We start from the raw sequence: 21201 nt of genomic DNA on the forward strand, positions 1-21201 counted from the left end.
TTTTTGTTCTTGACGCTGATACTCGCCTATTACGGTATCAGCGGTAAAGGCTGGGCTCTCTTTCTCACTGCAATCATGCTAGGACTTACTGTGAGCTCGGCGCTGCACCCTGTGCTGCTGATCCTGATGTGGATACCCGTGATTGCGCTGGATATGCTGGCCCTGGTGCCGCCACTGCGCAAGAAATTGCTGACCACGCCAATCATGCATGCCGTGAAGCGTGTGTTACCGCCGCTTTCGCAGACGGAGCGGGAGGCGCTGGAAGCCGGTACAGTGTGCTGGGATGGCGAGCTGTTCAGCGGCGTGCCACAGTGGAAGCGACTGATGGATTTGCCGGCACCGAAACTGACGCCAGAAGAGCAGGCATTCCTCGACGGGCCGGTGGAACAACTGTGCGAAATGCTGGATGACTGGGAAATAACTCAGAATCTCCATGATCTCACTCCAGAAACATGGGCCTTCATCAAGAAGAACAAATTCTTTGGCATGATCATTCCCAAACGTTACGGTGGGCTGGGTTTCAGTGCCTTCGCACACTCTCAGGTGGTGATGAAAATCGCCACCCGCAGCGTCACTGCCGGCGTGACAGTCATGGTGCCGAATTCGCTGGGGCCGGCTGAGCTCCTGATGCACTATGGTACCAAGGAGCAGCAGGACCACTATCTGCCTCGACTGGCGACTGGTGAAGAGGTGCCCTGCTTCGCACTCACCGGTCCGAAGGCAGGCTCAGATGCTGGCGCTATACCAGACAAGGGCGTCGTCTGTATGGGCATGCACAACGGCGAAGAAGTGCTTGGCTTCAGACTGCGCTGGACCAAGCGATATATCACGCTCTCACCTGTTGCTACGGTCATAGGCCTCGCTTTCAAGGCCTATGACCCAGACAATCTGCTGGACCCGGAGACGCGACGCCATTGTCATGCAGATGAAGTGGTGCCACCGGGAGCTGATGATGATTATGCCGCAAGCGGTACCGATTATGTGTCCACTGAGGGCGCGTTGGGCGTCACCTGTGCGTTGATTCCTCGGGACACTGCCGGTGTTCAGGTTGGCGCCCGTCATATGCCCATCGGCGCAGCTTTCATGAATGGTCCGCTCTGGGGCGAAGATGTCTTCATCCCGCTGTCCTATGTTATCGGGGGCAAGGACTTCATCGGCAAGGGCTGGATGATGCTCATGAACGCCCTGTCTGTAGGCCGATCCATTTCGCTGCCTTCGCTGGCTACCGGTGCCGGTAAACTCGCCAGCCTTACCACTGGCGCGTACGCAAGAGTGCGGGAACAGTTCGGCGTGCCCATCGGCTATTTCGAAGGTGTCGAAGAAGCCATGGCGCCTATTGCTGGCCTGACCTATCTCATGGATAGCGCCAGAAAGACAACTTCGAACTATGTAGACCTGGGTGAAAAGCCTGCGGTGCTCTCTGCCATCCTCAAATATCACAACACCGAGATGATGCGCAGCGTGATGGGCCATACCATGGATGTGCACGCCGGTCGGGCTGTCATCAAAGGTCCCAGGAACTACATTGCCAGCGTATACAAGACCATCCCCATCAGTATTACCGTCGAGGGTGCCAACATCCTTACCCGCAGCCTGATGATTTTCGGACAGGGCGCGATACGCTGCCACCCCTATCTCTTTGAGGAAATGGAAACAGCAACAGCGGGTAATGTCGACGGCTTCGACGAAGCTTTCTTCGCTCACATGAATCGGAACGTTCAGCTTGTAGCCCGAGCCCTCGTGCATGGACTTACCGGCGGTGCGTTGAGTGAGACGCGGAACTATGAAGCGACCGACCGCTTTTATCGTGATATCAACCGTTTTGCTGCCGGCTTCGCACTGATCGCAGACTTCAGTCTTCTGCTGCTCGGCGGTGAGCTGAAGCGGAAAGAGAAGCTGTCGGCACGCCTGGGCGATTGTCTGAGCTACCTCTATCTGGCATCGACGCTGCTCAAGCGTTATCAGGACGATGGACGTCCTGTGGATGATTTGCCGCTGGTGGAGTGGGGTATGGCGCACTGTATGTTTAATTTCCAGACCGCGTTCTATGCCATCACAGGCAACTTCCCCAGCCGCGTCCTTGGCTGGACAGTGCGCAAGATGGTCTTTCCGTTTGGCAGAACACAGAAGCGTCCGAATGACGCGTTAGAGCATCGTGTCGTTGCGCTCATGCTGGAGCCTTCGGCTACCCGAAACCGCCTGGTGGATGGCGTCTACCGTAATGAGCGGCCTGATGATCCAACTGGTCGCGTGGAGCACGCCTTCCTGCTCAAGCTCAAGAGCAAGGACGAAGAGAAAAAAGTTCGTAGCGCGATCAAGGCTGGAGAAATCAATGCTGAAGTGAGTCTTGATGAGTTGATTCAGCAGGTACTTGAAAAGGACGTACTCACGCCTGAGGAGGCCCAGCGGTACCGTGAGGCTCAAATGGCTGCTGATGATGCGATCAAGGTTGACCATTTCTGGCCTGAAGAGGTTGATGAGTTTGGTACATCCGAAGCGGCGTCAGGAACTGAAAGAGATCACGCGCTCGTATAACTGGAAGTCAATGACAGATACAGAGGAGTCAGTATGCAGACCACAAGATGGGTAGTTGTTGCGAATCGTGAGAAGGCCAAGATCTATCAGCGCAACAAGCAGGCAACAGAGATGGAGCTCATCGAGGAACTGGATTGTCCGGATGCCCGCTTGCATGAGCAGGATCTTGCCAGCGGCACTCTGGGTGAAGCGCTTTCATCAGCTGGTGAGAATCAGCAGCGAACTATGCGACCCGAACATACCGAACATCAGAAGTTGCTCATCGATTTTGCTGGTGACGTAGCCAGCAAGCTCGAGAAAGGTCGCAAGGCGCATCTGTTCGAACATCTGGATGTCATCGCAGATCCTGGTTTTCTCGGGGCCCTGCGCGAGAAGCTGGCATCGCCTACCTTGCAGCTCATCGAGAAGGAGGTCAGCAAGAACGTGGTTGACGCTGAACCAAAGGCCCTGCGCAAGTACCTCGTCGACGCCTGATTCGCGTTGAGAGTTTAAGGAATAGTTAATCGCAGCCATAGACTTCCCTTGGTCAAGGCCGTCGTTCAACCAGGAAGCCGATATGGTAGTCAGTCGTGAGTTGTCAGTCCACGAGCCGGGCCAGCGCTGGGGAAGTTTGCCGGCCTGGCTGTTTTTCGCCTGTACGGTGCTGCTTTCGGCCTGCACCGGAAATGATGAAATGAAACGAGATCTGCCGCCGCACCATACCGAGAAAGGCTACCGGAATCTGTATATCGATGACCCGGACAAGACTTTCTTTTCCTTCGTAAAAATGCGGCTGTTTGGTGAGACTGAATGGGCTGATCATGAAGCCACCGCAGACCAGGTTCCGTTCCAGCGCATGTCGCCCGACCGGCTCCAGGAGGAGCATGAGCACACGAGGATCAGTTGGCTCGGCCATTCGACCTTTCTGATACAGCGCGCTGGCATCAATATTCTCACCGATCCGATTTTCAGCAATCGGGCCTCGCCGCTCAGCTTTGCCGGACCGGCGCGCTACATTCCACATGCCATCGATTATAGCGAGCTACCCCAAATCGATTACGTGGTGATTAGTCACAACCATTATGATCACCTGGACGAGCTTGCGGTAAGCCAGCTGGCAAAGCGCAGTAGCTCAGCCACTGTGTTTCTGGTACCGCTGGGATTGGGAAGCTGGATGACAGATGCCGGTGTCGATCCAGACAAGGTGCGCGAAATGGACTGGTGGGAGCAGGCGCAGTTTGGCGACCTGACGTTTCACGCGCAGCCATCGCAGCACTGGTCGGCCCGCACGCTGTTCGACAAGATGACGACGCTTTGGGCGAGTTGGCTGATCGATTTCAAGGGTCACACGATCTGGTTTGCCGGGGATACCGGCTATAACAACAAGCAGTTCAGAGAGATCGCTGAGCGCAGCCCGCCGATTCGGTTGGCGCTCATCCCTATCGGCGCATATTCACCGCGCTGGTTCATGAAGTATTATCACGTGAACCCGGAAGAGGCGATACTGATGCATCAGGATCTGAAGGCAAAGCAGAGCATCGGCATGCACTGGGGCACGTTCCCGCTTACCGCAGAGCCGCCGATGGAGCCAATACAGCGTCTGATGGATGCCCGTGAGGCCGCCGGCATAGATGCCGAGGCCTTCGGGACAATGGCTGTGGGTGAATCACGAATCGTAAGATGAGTCCGACGAAATTGTCAGGGACAGACTGCTCCGCCCGCCGGGCGCCACAGTGAATACATCGCCCATTACCCGGGCGGTTTCTATACAGACCATGCTGCGATAGCTCTCGGCGCCAAATTGCGACAAGCGCCGACTCTTGTCGATCCAGGGGTTCCACAACACTGCCGACCGGCTGTCAGGCGCCTGCAGGACGATCCGCCGGCCCCAGGTGGAATCAGTCAGACTTATTTCGGCAGGGATGTCCTGATAGATCCGATCGGTTTCTGCCGTGAAATGCAGTGAGCCTGTCTGTTTGTGCTGGGTCCAGTCACGTAGGGCATCGATGTAGTTGCACCCATCGAGGCCCTCTACGCTTACAGCTTCGATATCACTGACCTGGAAATAACTGTGCAGCGCCATACTCAGGATGAGCGGTTCCTTGCCGTTATTCTGCGTGATGAGTTCGCAGCTCAAGTCCGAGCCAAAACGATAACGTGCGCTCAGAGTGACCTGAGCACTGGCCAGTTCGAGCGTAAGACAGATTTCGGTGAACGCTTCGTTTTCATCACTGCTTTGCAATGTCCAGATCGCCGAGCGAGCAAGACCATGCGCAGATGCCGGCTGCTCTTTGAAGAGGCGAGCCACCGTGTCTTGAACAGCTGGCGGGTTTTTCTGAAGATCGCCAAACCATGGCCAGCAGACGGGGACGCCCTGGCGCAGTGACTGCCCAGGCACCCACGTCATGTCCGGATTGTGCCAGAGCACTGGGCGCTCGCCGGTTGGTTGGAACGACATGACCTGCCCACCAAGCAGGGAGACGAGCGCCGTACACTCCCGCCGCCTGACCTGTAGGGCAGGCACCCCGTTGAAATCCGTGCTGTTGATGCTGAAGAGTTCAGGCATCTGAACCTCTTGATTGCATATGATCGATCTCCTCATAAACGACGACCTGGTTTCGACCGCCGGCTTTGGCGGCATAGAGGGCCTTATCGGCCCGATGTATCCATGACTCGCCGTCATCGTCGGCCTGCAACAGCGAAGCGCCGATCGAGACGGTGATGGGGGTCGTGTGGTCCGCAGGCGATTTGAGCTCTTCGGCGACCAGATCACACAGCACCTGGGCAACCTGTTTCATGGTGGTCTGCTCCACGTTTGCCAGTACCACGACGAACTCTTCTCCGCCGTAGCGGAACAGGCGGTCCTCCTTACGGAGAGATTCGGTCAGCAATCCCGTAAAGGCCCTGAGCGCCGCATCGCCGCCCTCGTGTCCAGCCGTATCGTTGACGCGCTTGAAATTATCGAGGTCCAGCATGAGCAGACCGAACGGTATGCCGAAGCGCTGAAAATGCGCGAAAACGAGGTCGAGCTCCTGATCCAGCGCCCTGCGATTAGCTATGCCCGTGAGCGCGTCCGTCAGTGAGGTCTGCTCCAGCCGCATTCGCTGCATATCGCTTCTGTAGACGATAATGAAGGTAAATCCGAAAGTTGCCAGCGCGGACATCACGAACGGCAGGAGTTCATCCCAGGATGACAGCTCGCTCAGGTACAACACTAGCCACATCACTGTGACGTTCAGAAACAAAGCCCACTTGGCCCGAAGCATGCCGAAGTTGAAGACAACCAGGGTGAAATACCAGAAGAGACCTGGCGTACCGAGTTTCGGCATCATCAGAACCAGCCCGCCACTGACTACAAGTGCCAGGACCATGGCAGGAGGCTCGATATTATCGGTGGTCCAGGCATAAATCGCGGCGCCAGTAACTGTAAGCAAGAGCACCATATCCACGAGCGCTACGAAGGTATTACCTGAATAAAAGCGATAGAGAATGATTGGTCCTATGCCCGCAATTGCAAAGACACTGAGACCTATGATGAGGGAGAGCTTGTAGTTGTTTTCAAGTCGTCGCTTTACACGGTGCAAACGGCTGAACTTGTTACCCGCTTTGGTTTTCAGATGAAATCTCCACGCTACACGCCGATAGGACAGTATAGCCCAGCTCGCTGGCGAATTAGCCTCAGGTTGTCACCCGACGCTCTCCTGAGGCATTCTAGAGGCTATTCGGCTCTAAAGAACACATTGCATGCGAATTCTTCACATTGCTCATCAACAACTCAGAAAGTACGGGCACCTGCGCGTTAGCTGGGCGCAGAAATTGTACTTTGGGCTCATCCGCAACGGTTGGCTGGTGCAGTCGTTCAGTGAGCGTGATGTTGCAGCATTCGAAGCACCATTTGGAATACGGGATCTGGGCCGCAAGAAGGCCAACAAGCGCCTGCTCGAAACAGTTGAAGCCTTCGAGCCAGACCTTATCATCGTTGGTCACGCTGACATCATCACCAATCAGACTCTCGAGCAGGCCAGGGTCCTACGTCCCGGCGTCGTAATTGCCGGCTGCAACAACGACCCGCTGTTTGTCCCCGTGAATGCCGACAAGATCAGGCACCGCTGCAAGGTGGTCGATGCGATGTTCGTGTCCACCGGCGAGCGTGAGTTGCAACAGTTCGCTGGCGACCGGGCACGGTTATGGCACATGCCCAATCCGGTTGATGAGGCCATCGATGTCTACGACGCTTCGAGTCGGAGCGCGTTGGTCAATGATCTCGTTTTCTGTAGCAAGGAAACTGCCTACACGCAACGGGGGGCGGTTGTAAAATACCTTCTGGATCACCTGCCGGACGACTTCAGTTTTCTGACGCCGGGTAGTTTCGGTGAGCCGGGCGTATGGGGGCGTGACTACGAGCGCGTACTTGCAGAGAGCCGGATGGGGCTCAACCTGAATCGCCAGGAGGGGCTGCACTGGTATTCATCGGCCCGCATGGCCCAGCTCGGCGGCAACGGCCTACTCACCTTCACCCATGCCAGTGGAGATTTTCAGTCGCTGTTCCCGGATGAAACCCTTGTCTATTTCAGATCGCAGGAAGAGCTCCTGCAAAAGCTCGTCGAGTTTCACAGAGACGATGCCAAGCGGCGTGAATGGGCAGCACGAACGCGTCAATTTTTTCATGACCACATGAATAGCAATCTCTACGCCAGCTATATCGTCGAAACTGCCATGCAGCAGCCGCTGTCGCACAACTATGTATGGCACAACGGGCGTGGATAAATCCGGAGCGGCAATGCAGAAACTCGATCTCGGTAGCGAAGCCGATGCCTTCGCGCAGGGGGGCAACCGACTCTGCTTCTTCCATCCAATGGATGCTGGAAAATGCGTCAAGACCCTGCGCAAGGATCGATCTCCCGAACTGAAACAGAAAGAAAAGGGCATCAAAGGCTGGCTGAAGCCGCTGTCATCGTTTGATGACAACCAGCAGGAGTACTCTACTTTTCTGCGAATCGCCGATCTTTACGGCCCGCAGGCCCTGCAGTTCATTCCTCGCTGTTACGGCATGGTGGCCACCAACCACGGCCCCGGGCTTGTGACCGACCTGGTTCGGGACTTCGATGGGGCCATCAGCATGACTTTGAAACAGTATGTGTGGATCCATGGCAATACACCGCGGGTGAAGAACTGCATTGCTGCTTTTCAGCAGGCCTGGGAGACGATAGGCCTGCCATCACGAAACCTGCTCCTGCATAACATCGTGGTGCAGCTGACCGCAGAGGATGCGATACAGCGACTTGTGGTAATCGACGGCCTCGGCTGGGCAGATGTATTGCCGTTCGGATGGTGGTCCAGGACACTGGCTCGTGCAAAAGCGGCCCGCAAGGCCGAGCGCCTCACGGAGGCCATTGAGGCGCTTCTCGAGATCAAACGTACCAACGGTGACTGGGGCTATCATGGCTGGATGGAGCCTGCGCAGCGTTATGCAGGCGTATCAGCTGCGCCGGTGGCCACATCGTGAACCAGCCTTACGAGAAGATCCGGGTAGCCCAGGTGCTTGCCGGCGCCCCGATAGGGGGTGCCGAGAACTTCTACACCCGCCTCGTGTGTGCACTTCAAGCTGACAAGCAGCTCGAACAGTGCGCCTTCACGCGTAGTAACGAGTACCGTGAGGCCGAACTTGCCGCAGCGGGTGTGCCGGTAAGCCTGCACAGGCTCGGCGGCAAGCTCGATCTGCTTGGGCATCGCCAATACCGCAGGGCTCTGACCGACTGGCGACCGGATATTGTGGCGACCTACATGAACCGGGCCTCTGGTCTAACCCCGAACAGCCGTAGTGGTTTTGAGTCAAATCCGCAGCCCGATCCAGGCCAGGATTACACGCTGGTCGCCCGGCTGGGCCATTACTATGATCTCAAGTACTATCGTCACTGCGACTACTGGATTGGTATCGCCAAAGGGATCTGCCAGCACATGATCGATGGTGGCTTTCCTGCTGAGCGTGTATTTCATATTCCAAACTTCGTCGATGAAACCCTGGTTGAAGCACTGGACAAGCGGATGCTCGGCGCTGAAGGTGGCCAGCCAGTTCTGCTTGCTGTTGGTCGCCTGCATGAGAACAAAGGATTCGATACCCTGCTCAGAGCGCTGGTCGATGTTCCGGATGTCATGCTATGGCTGGCCGGTGACGGGCCCGAGCGCTTATCGCTGGAAGCGTTGACGGCTGAGCTGAAGCTGACAAACCGTGTTCGCTTCCTAGGGTGGCGGAGAGATGTCAACGCCCTTATGCGAACAGCAGATGTGTTCGTGTGCCCATCCAGGCACGAGGGACTAGGGAGTATCATCGGTGAAGCCTGGTTCAACAAGGTCCCAATCGTTGCAACGCGCTCACAAGGGCCCTCCGAGCTCGTCGAACATGAGCGAACAGGCCTGATGAGTGATATTGATGATATCGAGGCGTTATCAGACCATTTGAGACAGTTGTTCAAAAGTTCGGCTCTTCGCCAGACCCTCGTCGAAGCGGGCGCAGCGGAGTACCAGCGCTTCTATGCCAAGTCGATCATAACCAGGCAATACAGTGAATTGTACCGCCGCTTGGTCGGGCGTTAGAGCGTAACGTCGAGTCACGACCAATGCTAAGCAGTATCTGATCCGAAACGGCATGTCCGCGGACATCGTCCGTGCGCTGACCTAGGGTAAAGCCTCTCCTGTAGATTCCGCCATGCCTTGGAATGGCGCAGCTGTCTTGAGCACGATGCGAAGTGTTGCGTGCTTGCGCCGGAGCAGCCGCAACGGCACTATTGCGGCGAATACAACCTCAAAAATGATAAAGGAATGGATGATGAGTCAGTCGAGAAAAACGGTGTATCCCTTCAGTGTGGAAACTGCGATGAAGTATTTCACAGACGCCGACTACGTGCGCACAAAGTATGCGGCGCTCGGCGCGGAAGATGTCGAGCTCAAGCCGGTCGAGAAAACTGGCAGCACGATCATCATCGCCAATGAACGTTCAGTGCCTGTCGAAGTGCCGACCTTCGCGAAGAAATTCATTAGTCCTATGAGCAAGGTGTCGCAGAAGGATACTTACCAGAAGAGTGGGGAGGGCTACGAGGGCGACTGGCGTATCGATATGAAGGGCGCGCCCGTGGTTGCCTCAGGGAAGATCCGCCTGATGCCGACAGCCGACGGCAAAGGCTGTGAGCACGAAGTCAGCGCCGATATCGAAGTATCCGTCCCGCTGGTAGGCAAGAAGATTGCTGCAGCACTGATTGGCGACACGCTCGACGCCGTCGAAGCCGAGCTTGCCTACAACAAGGCGAACATTCCCGCCTGATCGTTTGTCTGGCGTAGAGACTGAAACAGCGATGACAAGGCGGGTGGCCGCGTAGTGGAAGACTGGATCCTTTTCACCTTGATGGCCGCCTTCGCCCAGAATATCCGGTCGACGGTACAGAAGTCATTGAGCAGTGGCATGGGTGTCTGGGGCGTGACCTTCACCCGCTTCGTTTATGCCCTCCCGTTCGCCTGGCTGTACTGGTTCAGTCTGGATGGTCAGGCGAGTGTGGAATGGCTGTCGCTGCCACCGCTGTTCTGGCTCACGATAATCATCGCAGGATGCGCCCAGATATTGGCGACCAAGCTGCTGGTCCAGGTCTTCAGCCTCGGCCAGTTCGCAGTGGGCACGGCCTATTCCAAGACGGAACCGATACAGGCTGCCGTGGTCGGCTTTCTCCTGCTTGGCGACTTGATGAACATGCTTGGCCTCTTGTCCATACTTGTCACCGTCATCGGCGTAATGATGCTGGCGACCGCTCGCTCGGCGCTGTCACTTGAAACCATTGTTGCGGCCATGACTCATCGACCAGCAATGATCGGCATGGCTTCGGGGCTGTCCTTCGCTATCTGCACCGTACTCTATCGCGCGGCCAGTCAGCAGCTCATCTCCTGGGAACCGCCCGTGGGCCCTGGCGTAGAGCCGGTCGTCGCAGCAGGCACAGTGCTCGTGTCAGTGCTGACATTTCAAACCCTGCTCATGGGCGTCTGGCTCTACTGTGCCAATCGCGCTGATCTGCTGGAGAGCTTTCGTCGCTGGCGGGTCGCCATCTGGAGTGGGATTGCAGGCTGCATTGCCAGTATTGGCTGGATCACGGCGGTGACCTATGAAAACGCCGGCTATGTGAAGGCCTTGGGCCAGGTGGAGCTCGTTTTCAGCGTCGCCACCGGCTATTTCCTTTTCAGGGAAACGCCCAGTAGACGAGAGTTGCTTGGTATAGTGGTCATCATATCGGGGATTGTTCTGCTCGTTCTCGGGACCTGAGCCGGGACCCCCTAACAAGGAATCTGTGTTCATGACTGCCACTGCTCAGTGCGATCTCTGTTCGGCTTCAACGGAAACTGCCGATTTCAAAGTCTCGGGTATGCCTGAGGGCAACGACAGGGTACTGGCACTCTGCGAAAAATGTCGATTGCAGATTGAGATGCCAGAGACCATCGAGCCAAACTACTGGCGCTTTCTTGGCGATACGATGTGGAGCCCAAGGGCTTCAGTACAGGTCGTATCATGGCGCATGCTGAAGAAGCTCGACACGGAGCCATGGGCGCAGGATCTGCTGGATCTGCTCTATCTGGAAGATGACGTGCGAGGGTGGGCGGAAGCCGGCGCTGACTATTCCAGTGATACCGCAATCGTTCACAAGGACTGCAACGGCAACCTGCTTTCTGCGGGAGACACGGTGATTATCACCAAGGATCTTGACGTCAAGGGCACCAGCTTCGTGGCCAAGCGCGGTACGGCCGTGAGGAACATTGCGCTTACCGATAATCCGGAGCATATCGAAGGCAGGGTCAATGGCACACGCATCGTCATTCTGACCAGCTTCGTGAAGCTGAGCTGAGGGCTGACGCGTGACGACGGGATTTGCAGCAGGGCAGAACTGGCAGTTCTGGATCGATAGAGGCGGTACCTTTACCGATATTGTCGCTCGAGGGCCAGATAGCCAACTCGTTACACACAAATTGCTGTCAGAGAGTCCGGGGCACTACGAGGATGCGGTAAGCACAGGTATTCGGCAGTTACTCAGTCTGCCGCATAATGCCGCCATTCCCGACGACGCCATCAGTGAAATTCGCATGGGTACGACAGTGGCCACGAATGCGCTACTGGAGAAACGATACGCGCCTGTTGTGCTGGTGGTAACGCGAGGCTTCGCCGACCTGCTGCGGATCGCGTATCAGAACAGGCCGGAGTTGTTTGCGCTGGACATCGAGCGTCCGGCAATGCTCTACGAGCGGGTCGTCGAGGCTGATGAACGTCTTGCAGCTGATGGCACTGTAGTTCGTGCGTTGGACACTGCTAGCCTGGTCGAGCAACTCGAAGCAGCGCGACGAAGCGGTATTGATAGCTGCGCAATCGTGTTCATGCACAGCTATCGCAATGCGGCTCATGAGGCTCACGCAGCGCAGCTTGCAGCTGCCGCAGGCTTTAGCAATATTTCCGTTAGCAGTGAGCTCGGTGCGGTGATGCGAATTGTCAGCCGTGGCGACACGACTGTACTCGATGCCTGTCTCACACCCGTCGTCCAGGACTATATGCAGAGACTGACGGCGCGCTTGCCTGCGCGAATGCTGGAGCCAGGACGCCTGACCTTCATGCAATCCAATGGCGGACTCATCGGCGCACGCGATTTTCGTGGCAAGGATGCCGTCCTATCTGGTCCCGCAGGTGGTGTGATCGCCATGGTCGAGCTGGGTCGACAGGCAGGCTATGAGCGACTGATTGGCTTCGACATGGGCGGTACATCCACCGATGTCTGCCATTACCGTGGCGAGCTGGAGCGCCAGACTGAAACCACTGTTGCGGGGTACCGCTTGCAGACGCCCATGCTGGCCGTGCATACAGTGGCCGCCGGCGGCGGTTCTGTACTGAAGTTTGAGTCGGCGCGTTATCTGGTAGGGCCAGATTCGGCCGGTGCGTCGCCAGGGCCTGCGGCCTACGGCAAGGGAGGACCACTGACCATTACGGATTGTCAGGTACTGCTTGGGCGTCTTCAGCCGGATTTTTTCCCCTCTGTGTTCGGTGCTGATGGTCAGCAACCGATCGATACCGCTCAGGTCAGGTCGGCATTCGGTGTGTTGGCCGGCAGCATGGGCATATCCGCAGACGATGCCCCAGATGCAGCGCTTGAAACCGTTGCAGAAGGCTTTCTTGCCATAGCGATTGGTCATATGGCCCATGCCATTGCCCACATCACCACGCAGAAAGGTCACGACGTTACTGATTACGCCCTCTTCAGTTTCGGTGGTGCCGGTGGGCAGCATGCCTGCCGGATAGCCGATACCCTTGGCATTTCGGAAATACTGCTACACCGTTATGCGGGCGTCTTGTCAGCGCTGGGGATGGGGCTTGCAGAGCTCCGCGAGATCACCACTTTTTCTGTGGAGGATGGGCTCTCTGCCAGCGCCCTGGAAGTCCTGGAGCGCAGGATCGCACTCGCTCAAACGCGCAACGAGCACGTGCTGAAGCCGCAGCTCGATGTCGCCTCGAACTCTGCCAGTCTCAGCCATAAAATTCTGCTGCAGCTGCGCCTGTCCGGCAGCGATACCACGCTGCCAGTGCCCCTGGCAGATCTCGCTGAAGTGGAGCGCGTGTTCTGCGAACGCTATCGAGCCCAGTTCGGATTCGAACCCAGCGATCCGGAACTGATCATTGAAAGTGTTCAGGTCGAAACGCACTCCAACATTGCGGCTACAGCGCAGCCGCAAAGCGGTGAAATGCTTTCAAATACATCAGCCGAGCCACCGGTACCAATCGATCGTCGGCCGGTATTTTTTAACGGGCAGTATCATGACACGCCATTTCATCAGCGGGACCAGCTTCTCGCTGGTCATCAAGTGAAAGGGCCAGCAGTCATCATCGAACCTGCCAGCACCATTGTGGTTGAGCCCGGCTGGACGGCAGTCTGTGTGGATGACGGTCTACTCAGGCTTGCAAGAGAGCGGACTACTCTCGCCGATACCGGTCCATCAACGGCGGCGAGAGAGATCCCTGTCGATCCCATTCGTCTGGAGCTCTTCAACAACATATTCATGTTCATTGCAGAACAGATGGGCATCGTTCTGCAGCACACGGCGCTTTCGGTCAATATCAAGGAGCGGCTGGATTTTTCCTGTGCTGTATTCAACGCCCACGGTGAGCTGGTGGCCAACGCGCCGCATATGCCGGTGCACCTGGGAAGTATGAGCCATAGCGTAAAGCATCTGCTGAAGACACTTGGGCCAGAGGGCGACAATACCTTGCAGCCCAATTCGGCGTTCGCGATGAATGACCCTTATCAGGGTGGGACGCATCTGCCGGACATCACGGTAGTGAAGCCGCTGTACGGCGAGGACGGCAAGACACTGATCTGTCTGCTCGCCGCGCGGGGTCACCATGCCGACGTCGGCGGAATCACGCCTGGCAGCATGCCGGCCTTTTCTCGGCATATCGATGAAGAGGGCATATTGTTGAGCCTGCTGCCAATCGTCGAAAACGGCAGTTTCAGAACAGGCGTCATTCGCGAGATATTCGAAGGAGGTCAATGGCCAGCGCGGAATATCGACTGTACGCTGGCTGATCTTCAGGCTCAGCTGGCCGCTTGCGAACGCGGCGCCAGTCTTATGCTGGATACGATTGAGCAGTACGGTAGGCAGGTCTGCGCGGCTTATATGGGGCATATACAGGACAATGCCGAGTTGTCTGTCAGGGCCGCGATTAGTCAGCTTGAAGGCGGCCGCTCCGTTCAGCTTCTTGATAATGGTACCAAGGTCTGCGTCAATATTGATATCGACGTCGATGCCAGAACAGCCTGTGTCGACTTCACCGGCAGCAGTCCGCAGCATGACAGCAACTTCAATGCACCGCTGGCGGTCGTCCATGCGGCCGTGCTCTACGTGTTCCGATGCCTTGTTACTGAGCAGATACCGCTGAACGACGGCTGTCTGAGACCCTTGAAGATCATCGTTCCCGAAGGTTCGATGCTGAATCCGCGTTATCCTGCAGCTGTAGTGGCGGGCAATGTCGAAGTGTCGCAGGTGATAGTCGATGCCTTGTTCGCAGCGCTCGGTATCAAGGCTGCTGCGCAGGGTACAATGAATAATCTTACCTGGGGCACGGCAGAGTTTCAGTACTACGAAACGCTGTGCGGTGGTGATGGTGCCAGTTTCCGACGCGATGGTGCCTCTGCAGTACATACCCACATGACCAACTCAAGACTGACGGATCCTGAGGTGCTCGAGCACCGCTATCCAGTTCGGCTCGAGCAATTTGGTGTTCGCCCACATTCCGGAGGTGCCGGTGAGTTCCGTGGCGGCGACGGTGCTATTCGAGCGATCCGGTTCCTCCAGGGGATGGACGTCAATCTGCTCGGGAACCGGAGGCGCATAGCACCTGCGGGTCTCCTGGGTGGAGAGTCTGGTGCCTGCGGCAGCAACAGTTTTTTTCCGGCATCTGAACCAGACCAGGTCAAGAAACTGGACGGCCAATCACAACTGACGGTACAAGCCGGCGACTTACTCGTCATAGAAACACCAGGTGGAGCCGGTTTCGGCAAGGAGGCGGATAGGTGACAGCAGGAAACCCGGAGCAGCGGTCGTTCAGCTGCCAGATTATTACACTTGATCCCGCGATGGAGCGGGCACAGACCTTACTGGCGGAACTCCAGGCATGCGGCATTGAAGCCGAATTCTTTCCCGCAGTCGATGGTCGTCGGACGTACCCTGTTCTGCAGCCGGATGAATGTCTGGACCAGGAGGCCGCAGTTCATTATCGAATGACACCCTTGGGACCCGCTGAAGTGGGCGCCTACCTCTCCCACTTCAGGGCAATCCGGTCGGCCTATGAGGGTGGTGTGGAGCAGTTGTGTCTCTTTGAAGATGATGTGCACCTCGAGCCAGACTTCGGCACTGTACTGGCGGAGTTGCGTCAGCTGCCTGCAGAGTATGAGCTCATTCGCTTCATGGCATTGAAGCGTCAACCGCGGAAACTGGTCAAGCCACTCTCAGCCGTTGCGGGGAGCGAGCAGGCTTATTGGCTTACACGTCCACTCCGGGGCACGCTCGGCGGGCAGGGCTTGCTGATCAATCGACGCGGTATGGAAAGGCTGATTGCCTACGGGCGGCGGATTTACATGCCGATTGACAAACTCTATGACCACTACTGGGAAACTGGCGTCCACTGCTTCGTAGTTGAGCCACACATCATTTGGGAAACGGCGAAGCCAACCACGATTCCCAAGCCTGATTTCGAGCCAGTCCTGCCTTCACTGAAGGACCGGCTGGGCCGCACAAGCATCAAGATCCAGCGCAGTGTGCATCGCCGGCTCTATCTTCTTAAGCACCGCCGCGCGTTCTTTCCGACCAGCAAGAAGCCACCAGCTTCGATAGGGCGCTCCCCACGCATCCGCTAACTACCGAAAGCCGAGATTATAAGCATTCAGCACCGCCTGTAGTTTGCTGTCATTCCCAGCGTCAGCAGACTTGTTCAGTCGCTTGAGCGCATGGTTTTGCGACTCGGGTATTACGATAAAGCGAGTGCCAAACTGCCGTGGATCCTGAATGCGCTGGCAGAGCGTGCCGTTTCTGAGGCTCATCGCCTTGAGCCAGATGTCGTCGGAGCCAGGGCACAGTGTCATGAACTGATGCTCGTTGAGAACTTCCTCATCGAATGCGCCGGGAAAGTACAGTACACCGCCGTTTCCAGTCGGAAACACAAGCGGAGATGGCTCTGTGAAGTCAGTTGATTTTTCCCATGACTTGTAGGGCAGCGGCTTGCCCTCGTTATTCAGCAGTACGCGGTGAGCCCTGTGGGCGTGAATCACATCGGGTCGAGCAAGCCAGGCACGGTACAGCATATCGACGAAGTCGAAGGGATACATGAGGTCGTCATCTGCTGTGATGATCAGGCTGTCCGGATACTTCTGAAAGGTGTGGAAAAACTTTTTGTACGGCCCAAGGTCTCGCTCGCAGAACAGAATCTCCAGCCCGCGAAGCTGCTGCAATCGAAGAATTTCAGGGAGGTCTGACTCAGTGACATCGGCTTCAGACACGCACAGGACGATTCGGTCTGGCCTGAGTGATTGCTGCATCAGGCTCTCGATGGCCAGGTACACGTTGCCAATTCGCTTGTCGAAGGTGGTTAGCGAAACGACGATATCATGGGGCTTGTCATTACCCACGCCAGGCTGCGAGGCATTCACTGCCTGCAGTGTCAGCTGCGTGCTGAGGATCTGCTGCCGCAGGCGCAGACTTTCCGCCTGACTATCCCGAAGACGGCGTTGACGCCGGAGCGTCTTAAACATCCTCTACATCGGAATCGGCTGCAGGTGCAGGCGTTTCCGCCTTCTTGACCCGGATGGACTTGCCATTGACCGTGAAGCCATTAAGCCGCTGGATGGCTGCTTTTGCATCACCGACTTTGGGCATCTCGATGAAGCCGAAGCCCTTGGACAGACCGGTCTCCGAGTCAAGAACCAGCCGGCAGGACTGAATCGCCCCGAATGGTTCAAACAGCGCCCGCAGGTCAGCTTCAGTTGTAGCGCGATCGAGGTTCCGAACTAGCAGCTTCATGATCTGGATATCCAATTAACGACGGTGAGTTGGATCAGCATTATACAGCTTCCAATCCACCGGATGTGATTCTTAACGAAGCTTGTTGGCAGCGCCGCCCGAGCTAGGCAGGCATACCTAAGAATCGCAGATTGCGTCGCTGTAACAAAGTTGTCACATAGTCCCTTTATCGTTCTGTCATCGGTAGCAAACAACCCGAGAAAAAGCAAAGTGACCAATGGAGACTCAACGTGATCAAACTCAGAACAGCTCTTACAACTGTCGCACTGGCAGGTAGCATTGCTGCTGTGTCAGCCCCGGCTATGGCTCGCGATACCATCAACATCGTGGGTTCATCCACAGTCTACCCATTCGCAACCGTAGTTGCCGAGCGCTTTGGTCGCAACACCGACTTCCCGACGCCGAAGCTCGAGTCAACCGGTTCTGGCGGTGGTCTGAAGCTGTTCTGTGACGGTGTAGGTACTCAGCACCCGGATATCACCAACTCGTCACGTCGCATGAAAAAGAGTGAATTCGAGAGCTGCCAGGCCAATGGCGTCAAGGCAATCACTGAGGTTCGTATCGGTGCCGACGGCATCGTGATCGCGAATTCCAAGGACTCCAAGAAGCTTGATCTGACGCTTGAACAGATCTTCCTGGCGCTTGCGAAAGAAGTGCCGAATGAAGCTGGCGATAAACTTGTTGCCAACCCCAACAAGAAGTGGAGCGACATCGATTCGAGTCTGCCGAACTATGAAATCAATGTGATGGGTCCGCCTCCAACATCAGGAACTCGTGACGCCTTCGTTGAAATCGCAATGGAAGGTGGTTGCAAGAAGTTCGACATGATCGCCAAGCTGGAAAAGACAGACGAAGAAAAGTTCAAGAGCATCTGTCACAGCATGCGTGAAGACGGTCCATTCGTCGAAGCCGGTGAGAACGACAACCTGATCGTGCAGCGTCTGGCTCAGGACAAGAATACCCTCGGCATCTTCGGTTACAGCTTCCTCATGGAAAACAGCGGCCAGATTCAGGCATCCACTGTCAATGGCGTTGAACCGACCCCTGAGACTATTGCCGGCGAAGAATATCCGGTTGCCCGTTCACTGTGGTTCTACGTCAAGAACGCGCACGTGGGTGTTGTTCCAGGTATCAAGGAGTACACAGCCGAGTTCACCAGCGAAGGTGCCTGGGGTGACAACGGTTATCTGGTTGATGTAGGTCTGATCCCGCTCCCGCGTGAGCAGCGCATGGCAATGGCCAAGAAAGTGAAGGCGCTCGAGCCGATGACTGGTAACGAGCTGTAAGCTCGATCTGCCAGGGTCAGGGATGACCATGAAGGAACGCTGCCATTAGATGGGCGTTCCTTTCAGGATTCTTCGAACGAACAGTATCACGCCGAAACCCGGCATATAGACGCCCAGCTCATTCAAAGCCCCTCAATACAGAGACTGTTATGCAGACGGCCATTCTTCTGCCCCTGGTTCTGATTCTCGCCGTGGTTGCCTATGGCTTAGCATATATGCGCTCCAGGGCTGTTGCTGCGCCGCTCGGCGGCATTCGGAATCTGAAGGCGCTCCCATTTTACTACGCAGCGCGAGCGGCACTGTGGTGTGCCGTCCCGGCGCTGATTGTGCTCGCGGTGTGGGCCGGTTTTGAAGCCAAAGTCATACAGGGCATAGTCATCGCCTCACTGCCTCAAGATACCTGGCCCGAATCTTCAGGTCAGGCCAGCCTGATTCTTTCCCAGATCAACAATGTTGCAGCTGGAAGTATCAAGCCAGAGTTTGTGCCGGAGCATATTGCCGGTGCAGCTACTGTGCTCGAAGCACTGGAGCACCGTAGTGAAAATTTCAAGGCTATCCTGGTTCTGCTCATTGCCGTTTCCGGTGGCGCGTACGCATGGACCCGTGTGGCGCCGCACATCAATGCCAGACTGAACGTGGAAACCACGCTACGCCGCATCTTCTTCGGTTGTGCTGCTTTGGCAGTACTGACCACGGCCGGGATCGTGTTTTCCGTGATTCTGGAAACGATCCGCTTCTTTGATCGGGTTCCGATCAGCGACTTCCTGTTCAGCACCAGCTGGAGTCCACAGACTGCGCTGCGAGCCGATCAGGTCGGTTCAGAAGGCGCCTTCGGCGTGATTCCGCTCTTTACCGGAACACTGCTGATTTCCAGCATTGCACTGCTGGTTGCTGTGCCGATCGGCCTGCTGTCAGCGATCTACCTCTCTGAGTACGCGAGCAAGCGTGTCAGGGCAGTGGTAAAACCTGCACTGGAAATGCTGGCAGGCATCCCCACCGTCGTCTATGGCTTTTTTGCTGCTCTGACCGTCGCGCCCTTCATCCGTGATCTGGCTCAAGTCGTGGGGCTCGAAGCGTCTTCACAAAGTGCACTAGCCGCGGGCCTGGTCATGGGTATCATGATTGTGCCGTTCGTTTCGTCGTTATCTGACGATGTCATCAATGCCGTGCCACAGGCCATGCGGGACGGCTCTCTCGCACTGGGGGCGACGAAATCCGAGACCATGAAGAAGGTCATCTTCCCAGCAGCGCTGCCAGGTATTATCGGTGGCATTCTGTTGGCCGCTTCAAGAGCCATTGGTGAAACGATGATCGTGGTGATGGCGGCTGGACTGGCAGCAAATCTCACGGCCAATCCTCTGGAATCGGTGACGACTGTAACGGTGCAGATTGCCACGCTGCTGGTGGGCGACCAGGAGTTCGACAGCGCCAAGACCTTGTCCGCCTTTGCCCTGGGCATGCTGCTGTTCATCGTCACACTGCTACTCAATGTGATTGCCCTCAAGATCGTACGGAAATATAGGGAACAGTATGAATAAGCGAGGTTCGCAGGCGGAAATCGTACGCGCTTCCCTGAAGCGCCGCTACGCCAAGGAAAAGCGGTTTCGTCTCTACGGTATGCTGGCTATCTTCATTGCGCTTGCATCGCTGTTTGTGCTCTTTGCCGACATCATCTCCAAGGGCTACACCGGGTTTGTGAAGACCACGATAACGCTGGAGCTCAATCTCGATTCGGAGATGATGTATCTGGAAGATCCTCGCGACGCGGATCAGCTAGCTATGGCTGACTTCAATGCACCGATTATTGCTGCGCTGCAGGGCTATTTCCCTGAAGCTCAAGGTGCTGCTGAAAAGCGCGAGTTGTTACGGCTGGTAGGCAACTACGGCGCCAATACGATCAAGAATCGACTGAAGGCAGATCCTGAGCTGCTGAATACCACCCAGACCATGGAATTCCTCGCCCATGATCAGGTCTCAGTTTACGTGAAGCACGCGGATGATCCCAGCTACAGCATTAGGTTGTCGGAGCAGCAGCAGCGGTGGGTGGACGAGCTGGTGAAGGCCGGTGTTATCGATACTGGCTTCAACGATGTGCTGTTCAGTCGTGGAGACTCTCGTGAGCCGGCCAACGCCGGTATTCTCGGTGCGATAGTCGGTTCGTTGTTGACGATGCTGGTTACGCTGGCAATTTCCTTCCCGGTGGGCATTGCGGCTGCGGTGTATCTCGAAGAGTTTGCACCGCAGAACAAGCTCACAGATTTCATAGAGGTCAATATCAACAACCTGGCGGCAGTCCCATCGATCATCTTTGGTCTGCTCGGCCTGGCCGTCTTCATCGGTCTCTTCGGCATGCCACGTTCGATCCCCCTCGTCGGTGGTCTGGTGCTGGCACTGATGACACTGCCGACCATCATTATTTCCAGTCGCGCCGCCATCAAAAGTGTCCCGCCTTCCATTCGCCAGGCTGCCGAGGGCATAGGGGCATCGAGGATGCAGGTCGTGCTTCACCACGTGATACCCCTGGCAATGCCCGGCATGCTGACTGGTGCGATAATCGGCATGGCTCAGGCGCTGGGAGAAACTGCGCCATTGCTGCTCATCGGAATGGTCGCCTTCATCGTGGACGTGCCTGAGGGACTATTCGATTCAGCCACAGTTCTGCCAGTACAGATTTACCTCTGGGCCAGCAGCTCAGAGCAGGGCTTTGTCGAACTGGCATCCGCCGGAATCATGGTGCTGCTCACTTTTATGATCAGTATGAACGCACTGGCGATCTGGCTGCGCAAGCGGCTCGAGCGACGCTGGTAAGGAGAAC

The 21201-nt window shown here is 56.4% G+C and carries 18 protein-coding genes; 14 read left to right on the top strand and 4 right to left on the bottom strand.

Annotated elements, in window-relative coordinates:
* Nucleotides 1-9: 9 nt before the first annotated feature.
* The 3 genes from ACH3PB_RS18565 (at nt 10) to ACH3PB_RS18575 (ending at nt 4198) form a co-directional block, all read left to right on the top strand.
* Nucleotides 10-2535 carry an acyl-CoA dehydrogenase gene (locus ACH3PB_RS18565; RefSeq protein WP_416396940.1) on the top strand — a complete coding sequence of 842 codons (2526 nt, stop codon included), beginning with the start codon at nt 10-12 and terminating at the stop codon, nt 2533-2535.
* A gap of 33 nt (nt 2536-2568) precedes the next feature.
* Complete coding sequence (locus ACH3PB_RS18570) at nt 2569-3009, top strand: host attachment protein (protein ID WP_416396942.1); 441 nt, start codon at nt 2569-2571, stop codon at nt 3007-3009.
* An 82-nt stretch (nt 3010-3091) separates the two neighbouring features.
* Nucleotides 3092-4198: an MBL fold metallo-hydrolase gene (locus ACH3PB_RS18575; protein WP_416396943.1), complete on the top strand. Its 1107-nt coding sequence runs from the start codon at nt 3092-3094 to the stop codon at nt 4196-4198.
* Here the strand turns inward: ACH3PB_RS18575 and ACH3PB_RS18580 are convergent.
* Complete coding sequence (locus ACH3PB_RS18580; RefSeq protein ID WP_416396944.1) at nt 4181-5080, bottom strand: D-hexose-6-phosphate mutarotase; 900 nt, start codon at nt 5078-5080, stop codon at nt 4181-4183. The two genes, ACH3PB_RS18575 and ACH3PB_RS18580, sit on opposite strands and share 18 nt — an antisense overlap.
* Entirely contained in the window at nt 5073-6098 is a 1026-nt protein-coding gene (locus tag ACH3PB_RS18585) for a GGDEF domain-containing protein (protein ID WP_416396946.1), read from the bottom strand. Before ACH3PB_RS18585 ends, ACH3PB_RS18580 begins: the two co-directional genes overlap by 8 nt.
* A gap of 160 nt (nt 6099-6258) precedes the next feature.
* On the opposite strand from ACH3PB_RS18585, the gene ACH3PB_RS18590 reads away from it, so the two are divergent.
* The 8 genes from ACH3PB_RS18590 to ACH3PB_RS18625 all read left to right on the top strand — a co-directional run bounded on the left by ACH3PB_RS18590 (nt 6259) and on the right by ACH3PB_RS18625 (nt 15941).
* Nucleotides 6259-7281, top strand: a complete 1023-nt coding sequence (locus ACH3PB_RS18590; protein ID WP_416396948.1) for a glycosyltransferase family protein — start codon at nt 6259-6261, stop codon at nt 7279-7281.
* Between the two features lie 13 nt (nt 7282-7294).
* Nucleotides 7295-8020 (top strand): YrbL family protein, encoded by a 726-nt coding sequence (locus ACH3PB_RS18595; protein WP_416396949.1) that lies wholly within the window; start codon nt 7295-7297, stop codon nt 8018-8020.
* Nucleotides 8017-9108, top strand: coding sequence for a glycosyltransferase (locus ACH3PB_RS18600; protein WP_416396951.1), 1092 nt, complete (start codon nt 8017-8019; stop codon nt 9106-9108). The genes ACH3PB_RS18595 and ACH3PB_RS18600 overlap by 4 nt, the downstream gene beginning before the upstream one ends.
* A 280-nt stretch (nt 9109-9388) precedes the next feature.
* Entirely contained in the window at nt 9389-9832 is a 444-nt protein-coding gene (locus tag ACH3PB_RS18605; protein ID WP_416396952.1) for a DUF2505 domain-containing protein, read from the top strand.
* Between the two features lie 54 nt (nt 9833-9886).
* A complete protein-coding gene (locus tag ACH3PB_RS18610; protein ID WP_416396953.1) occupies nt 9887-10816 on the top strand; it encodes an EamA family transporter in 930 nt (309 codons plus the stop codon).
* A gap of 31 nt (nt 10817-10847) precedes the next feature.
* Nucleotides 10848-11393, top strand: coding sequence for a PhnA domain-containing protein (locus tag ACH3PB_RS18615; protein ID WP_416396954.1), 546 nt, complete (start codon nt 10848-10850; stop codon nt 11391-11393).
* 10 nt (nt 11394-11403) lie between these two features.
* Nucleotides 11404-15102 (top strand): hydantoinase B/oxoprolinase family protein, encoded by a 3699-nt coding sequence (locus tag ACH3PB_RS18620; protein WP_416396955.1) that lies wholly within the window; start codon nt 11404-11406, stop codon nt 15100-15102.
* The gene (locus tag ACH3PB_RS18625; protein WP_416396956.1) at nt 15099-15941 is read left to right on the top strand and encodes a glycosyltransferase family 25 protein; all 843 of its coding nucleotides are present in this window, start codon (nt 15099-15101) and stop codon (nt 15939-15941) included. Before ACH3PB_RS18620 ends, ACH3PB_RS18625 begins: the two co-directional genes overlap by 4 nt.
* On the opposite strand, the gene ACH3PB_RS18630 is transcribed toward ACH3PB_RS18625, so the two are convergent.
* Nucleotides 15942-16832: a hypothetical protein gene (locus ACH3PB_RS18630; RefSeq protein ID WP_416396958.1), complete on the bottom strand. Its 891-nt coding sequence runs from the start codon at nt 16830-16832 to the stop codon at nt 15942-15944.
* Nucleotides 16825-17100: an RNA recognition motif domain-containing protein gene (locus ACH3PB_RS18635; protein ID WP_416396959.1), complete on the bottom strand. Its 276-nt coding sequence runs from the start codon at nt 17098-17100 to the stop codon at nt 16825-16827. The genes ACH3PB_RS18630 and ACH3PB_RS18635 overlap by 8 nt, the downstream gene beginning before the upstream one ends.
* Nucleotides 17101-17333: 233 nt before the next feature.
* Here ACH3PB_RS18635 and ACH3PB_RS18640 point away from each other — a divergent pair, with 233 nt between their 5' ends.
* From ACH3PB_RS18640 to pstA, 3 genes are all read left to right on the top strand, one after another.
* A complete protein-coding gene (locus ACH3PB_RS18640) occupies nt 17334-18386 on the top strand; it encodes a substrate-binding domain-containing protein (protein WP_416399484.1) in 1053 nt (350 codons plus the stop codon).
* Nucleotides 18387-18535: 149 nt separating this feature from the next.
* Nucleotides 18536-19924, top strand: a complete 1389-nt coding sequence (pstC, locus tag ACH3PB_RS18645; protein ID WP_416396960.1) for a phosphate ABC transporter permease subunit PstC — start codon at nt 18536-18538, stop codon at nt 19922-19924.
* Nucleotides 19917-21194 carry a phosphate ABC transporter permease PstA gene (pstA, locus tag ACH3PB_RS18650; protein WP_416396962.1) on the top strand — a complete coding sequence of 426 codons (1278 nt, stop codon included), beginning with the start codon at nt 19917-19919 and terminating at the stop codon, nt 21192-21194. Before pstC ends, pstA begins: the two co-directional genes overlap by 8 nt.
* Nucleotides 21195-21201 lie beyond the last annotated feature (7 nt).

The organism is Allohahella sp. A8, assembly GCF_047946665.1.
GTDB lineage: Bacteria > Pseudomonadota > Gammaproteobacteria > Pseudomonadales > Oleiphilaceae > Allohahella.

Coding starts and splice junctions, on each gene's coding strand:
- ACH3PB_RS18570 (WP_416396942.1), top strand. CDS start 2,569: ATGCAGACCACAAGATGGGTAGTTGTTGCGAATCGTGAGAAGGCCAAG.
- ACH3PB_RS18575 (WP_416396943.1), top strand. CDS start 3,092: ATGGTAGTCAGTCGTGAGTTGTCAGTCCACGAGCCGGGCCAGCGCTGG.
- pstC (WP_416396960.1), top strand. CDS start 18,536: ATGCAGACGGCCATTCTTCTGCCCCTGGTTCTGATTCTCGCCGTGGTT.
- ACH3PB_RS18595 (WP_416396949.1), top strand. CDS start 7,295: ATGCAGAAACTCGATCTCGGTAGCGAAGCCGATGCCTTCGCGCAGGGG.
- ACH3PB_RS18635 (WP_416396959.1), bottom strand. CDS start 17,100: ATGAAGCTGCTAGTTCGGAACCTCGATCGCGCTACAACTGAAGCTGAC.
- ACH3PB_RS18605 (WP_416396952.1), top strand. CDS start 9,389: ATGAAGTATTTCACAGACGCCGACTACGTGCGCACAAAGTATGCGGCG.
- ACH3PB_RS18590 (WP_416396948.1), top strand. CDS start 6,259: ATGCGAATTCTTCACATTGCTCATCAACAACTCAGAAAGTACGGGCAC.
- ACH3PB_RS18615 (WP_416396954.1), top strand. CDS start 10,848: ATGACTGCCACTGCTCAGTGCGATCTCTGTTCGGCTTCAACGGAAACT.
- ACH3PB_RS18630 (WP_416396958.1), bottom strand. CDS start 16,832: ATGTTTAAGACGCTCCGGCGTCAACGCCGTCTTCGGGATAGTCAGGCG.
- pstA (WP_416396962.1), top strand. CDS start 19,917: ATGAATAAGCGAGGTTCGCAGGCGGAAATCGTACGCGCTTCCCTGAAG.
- ACH3PB_RS18580 (WP_416396944.1), bottom strand. CDS start 5,080: ATGCCTGAACTCTTCAGCATCAACAGCACGGATTTCAACGGGGTGCCT.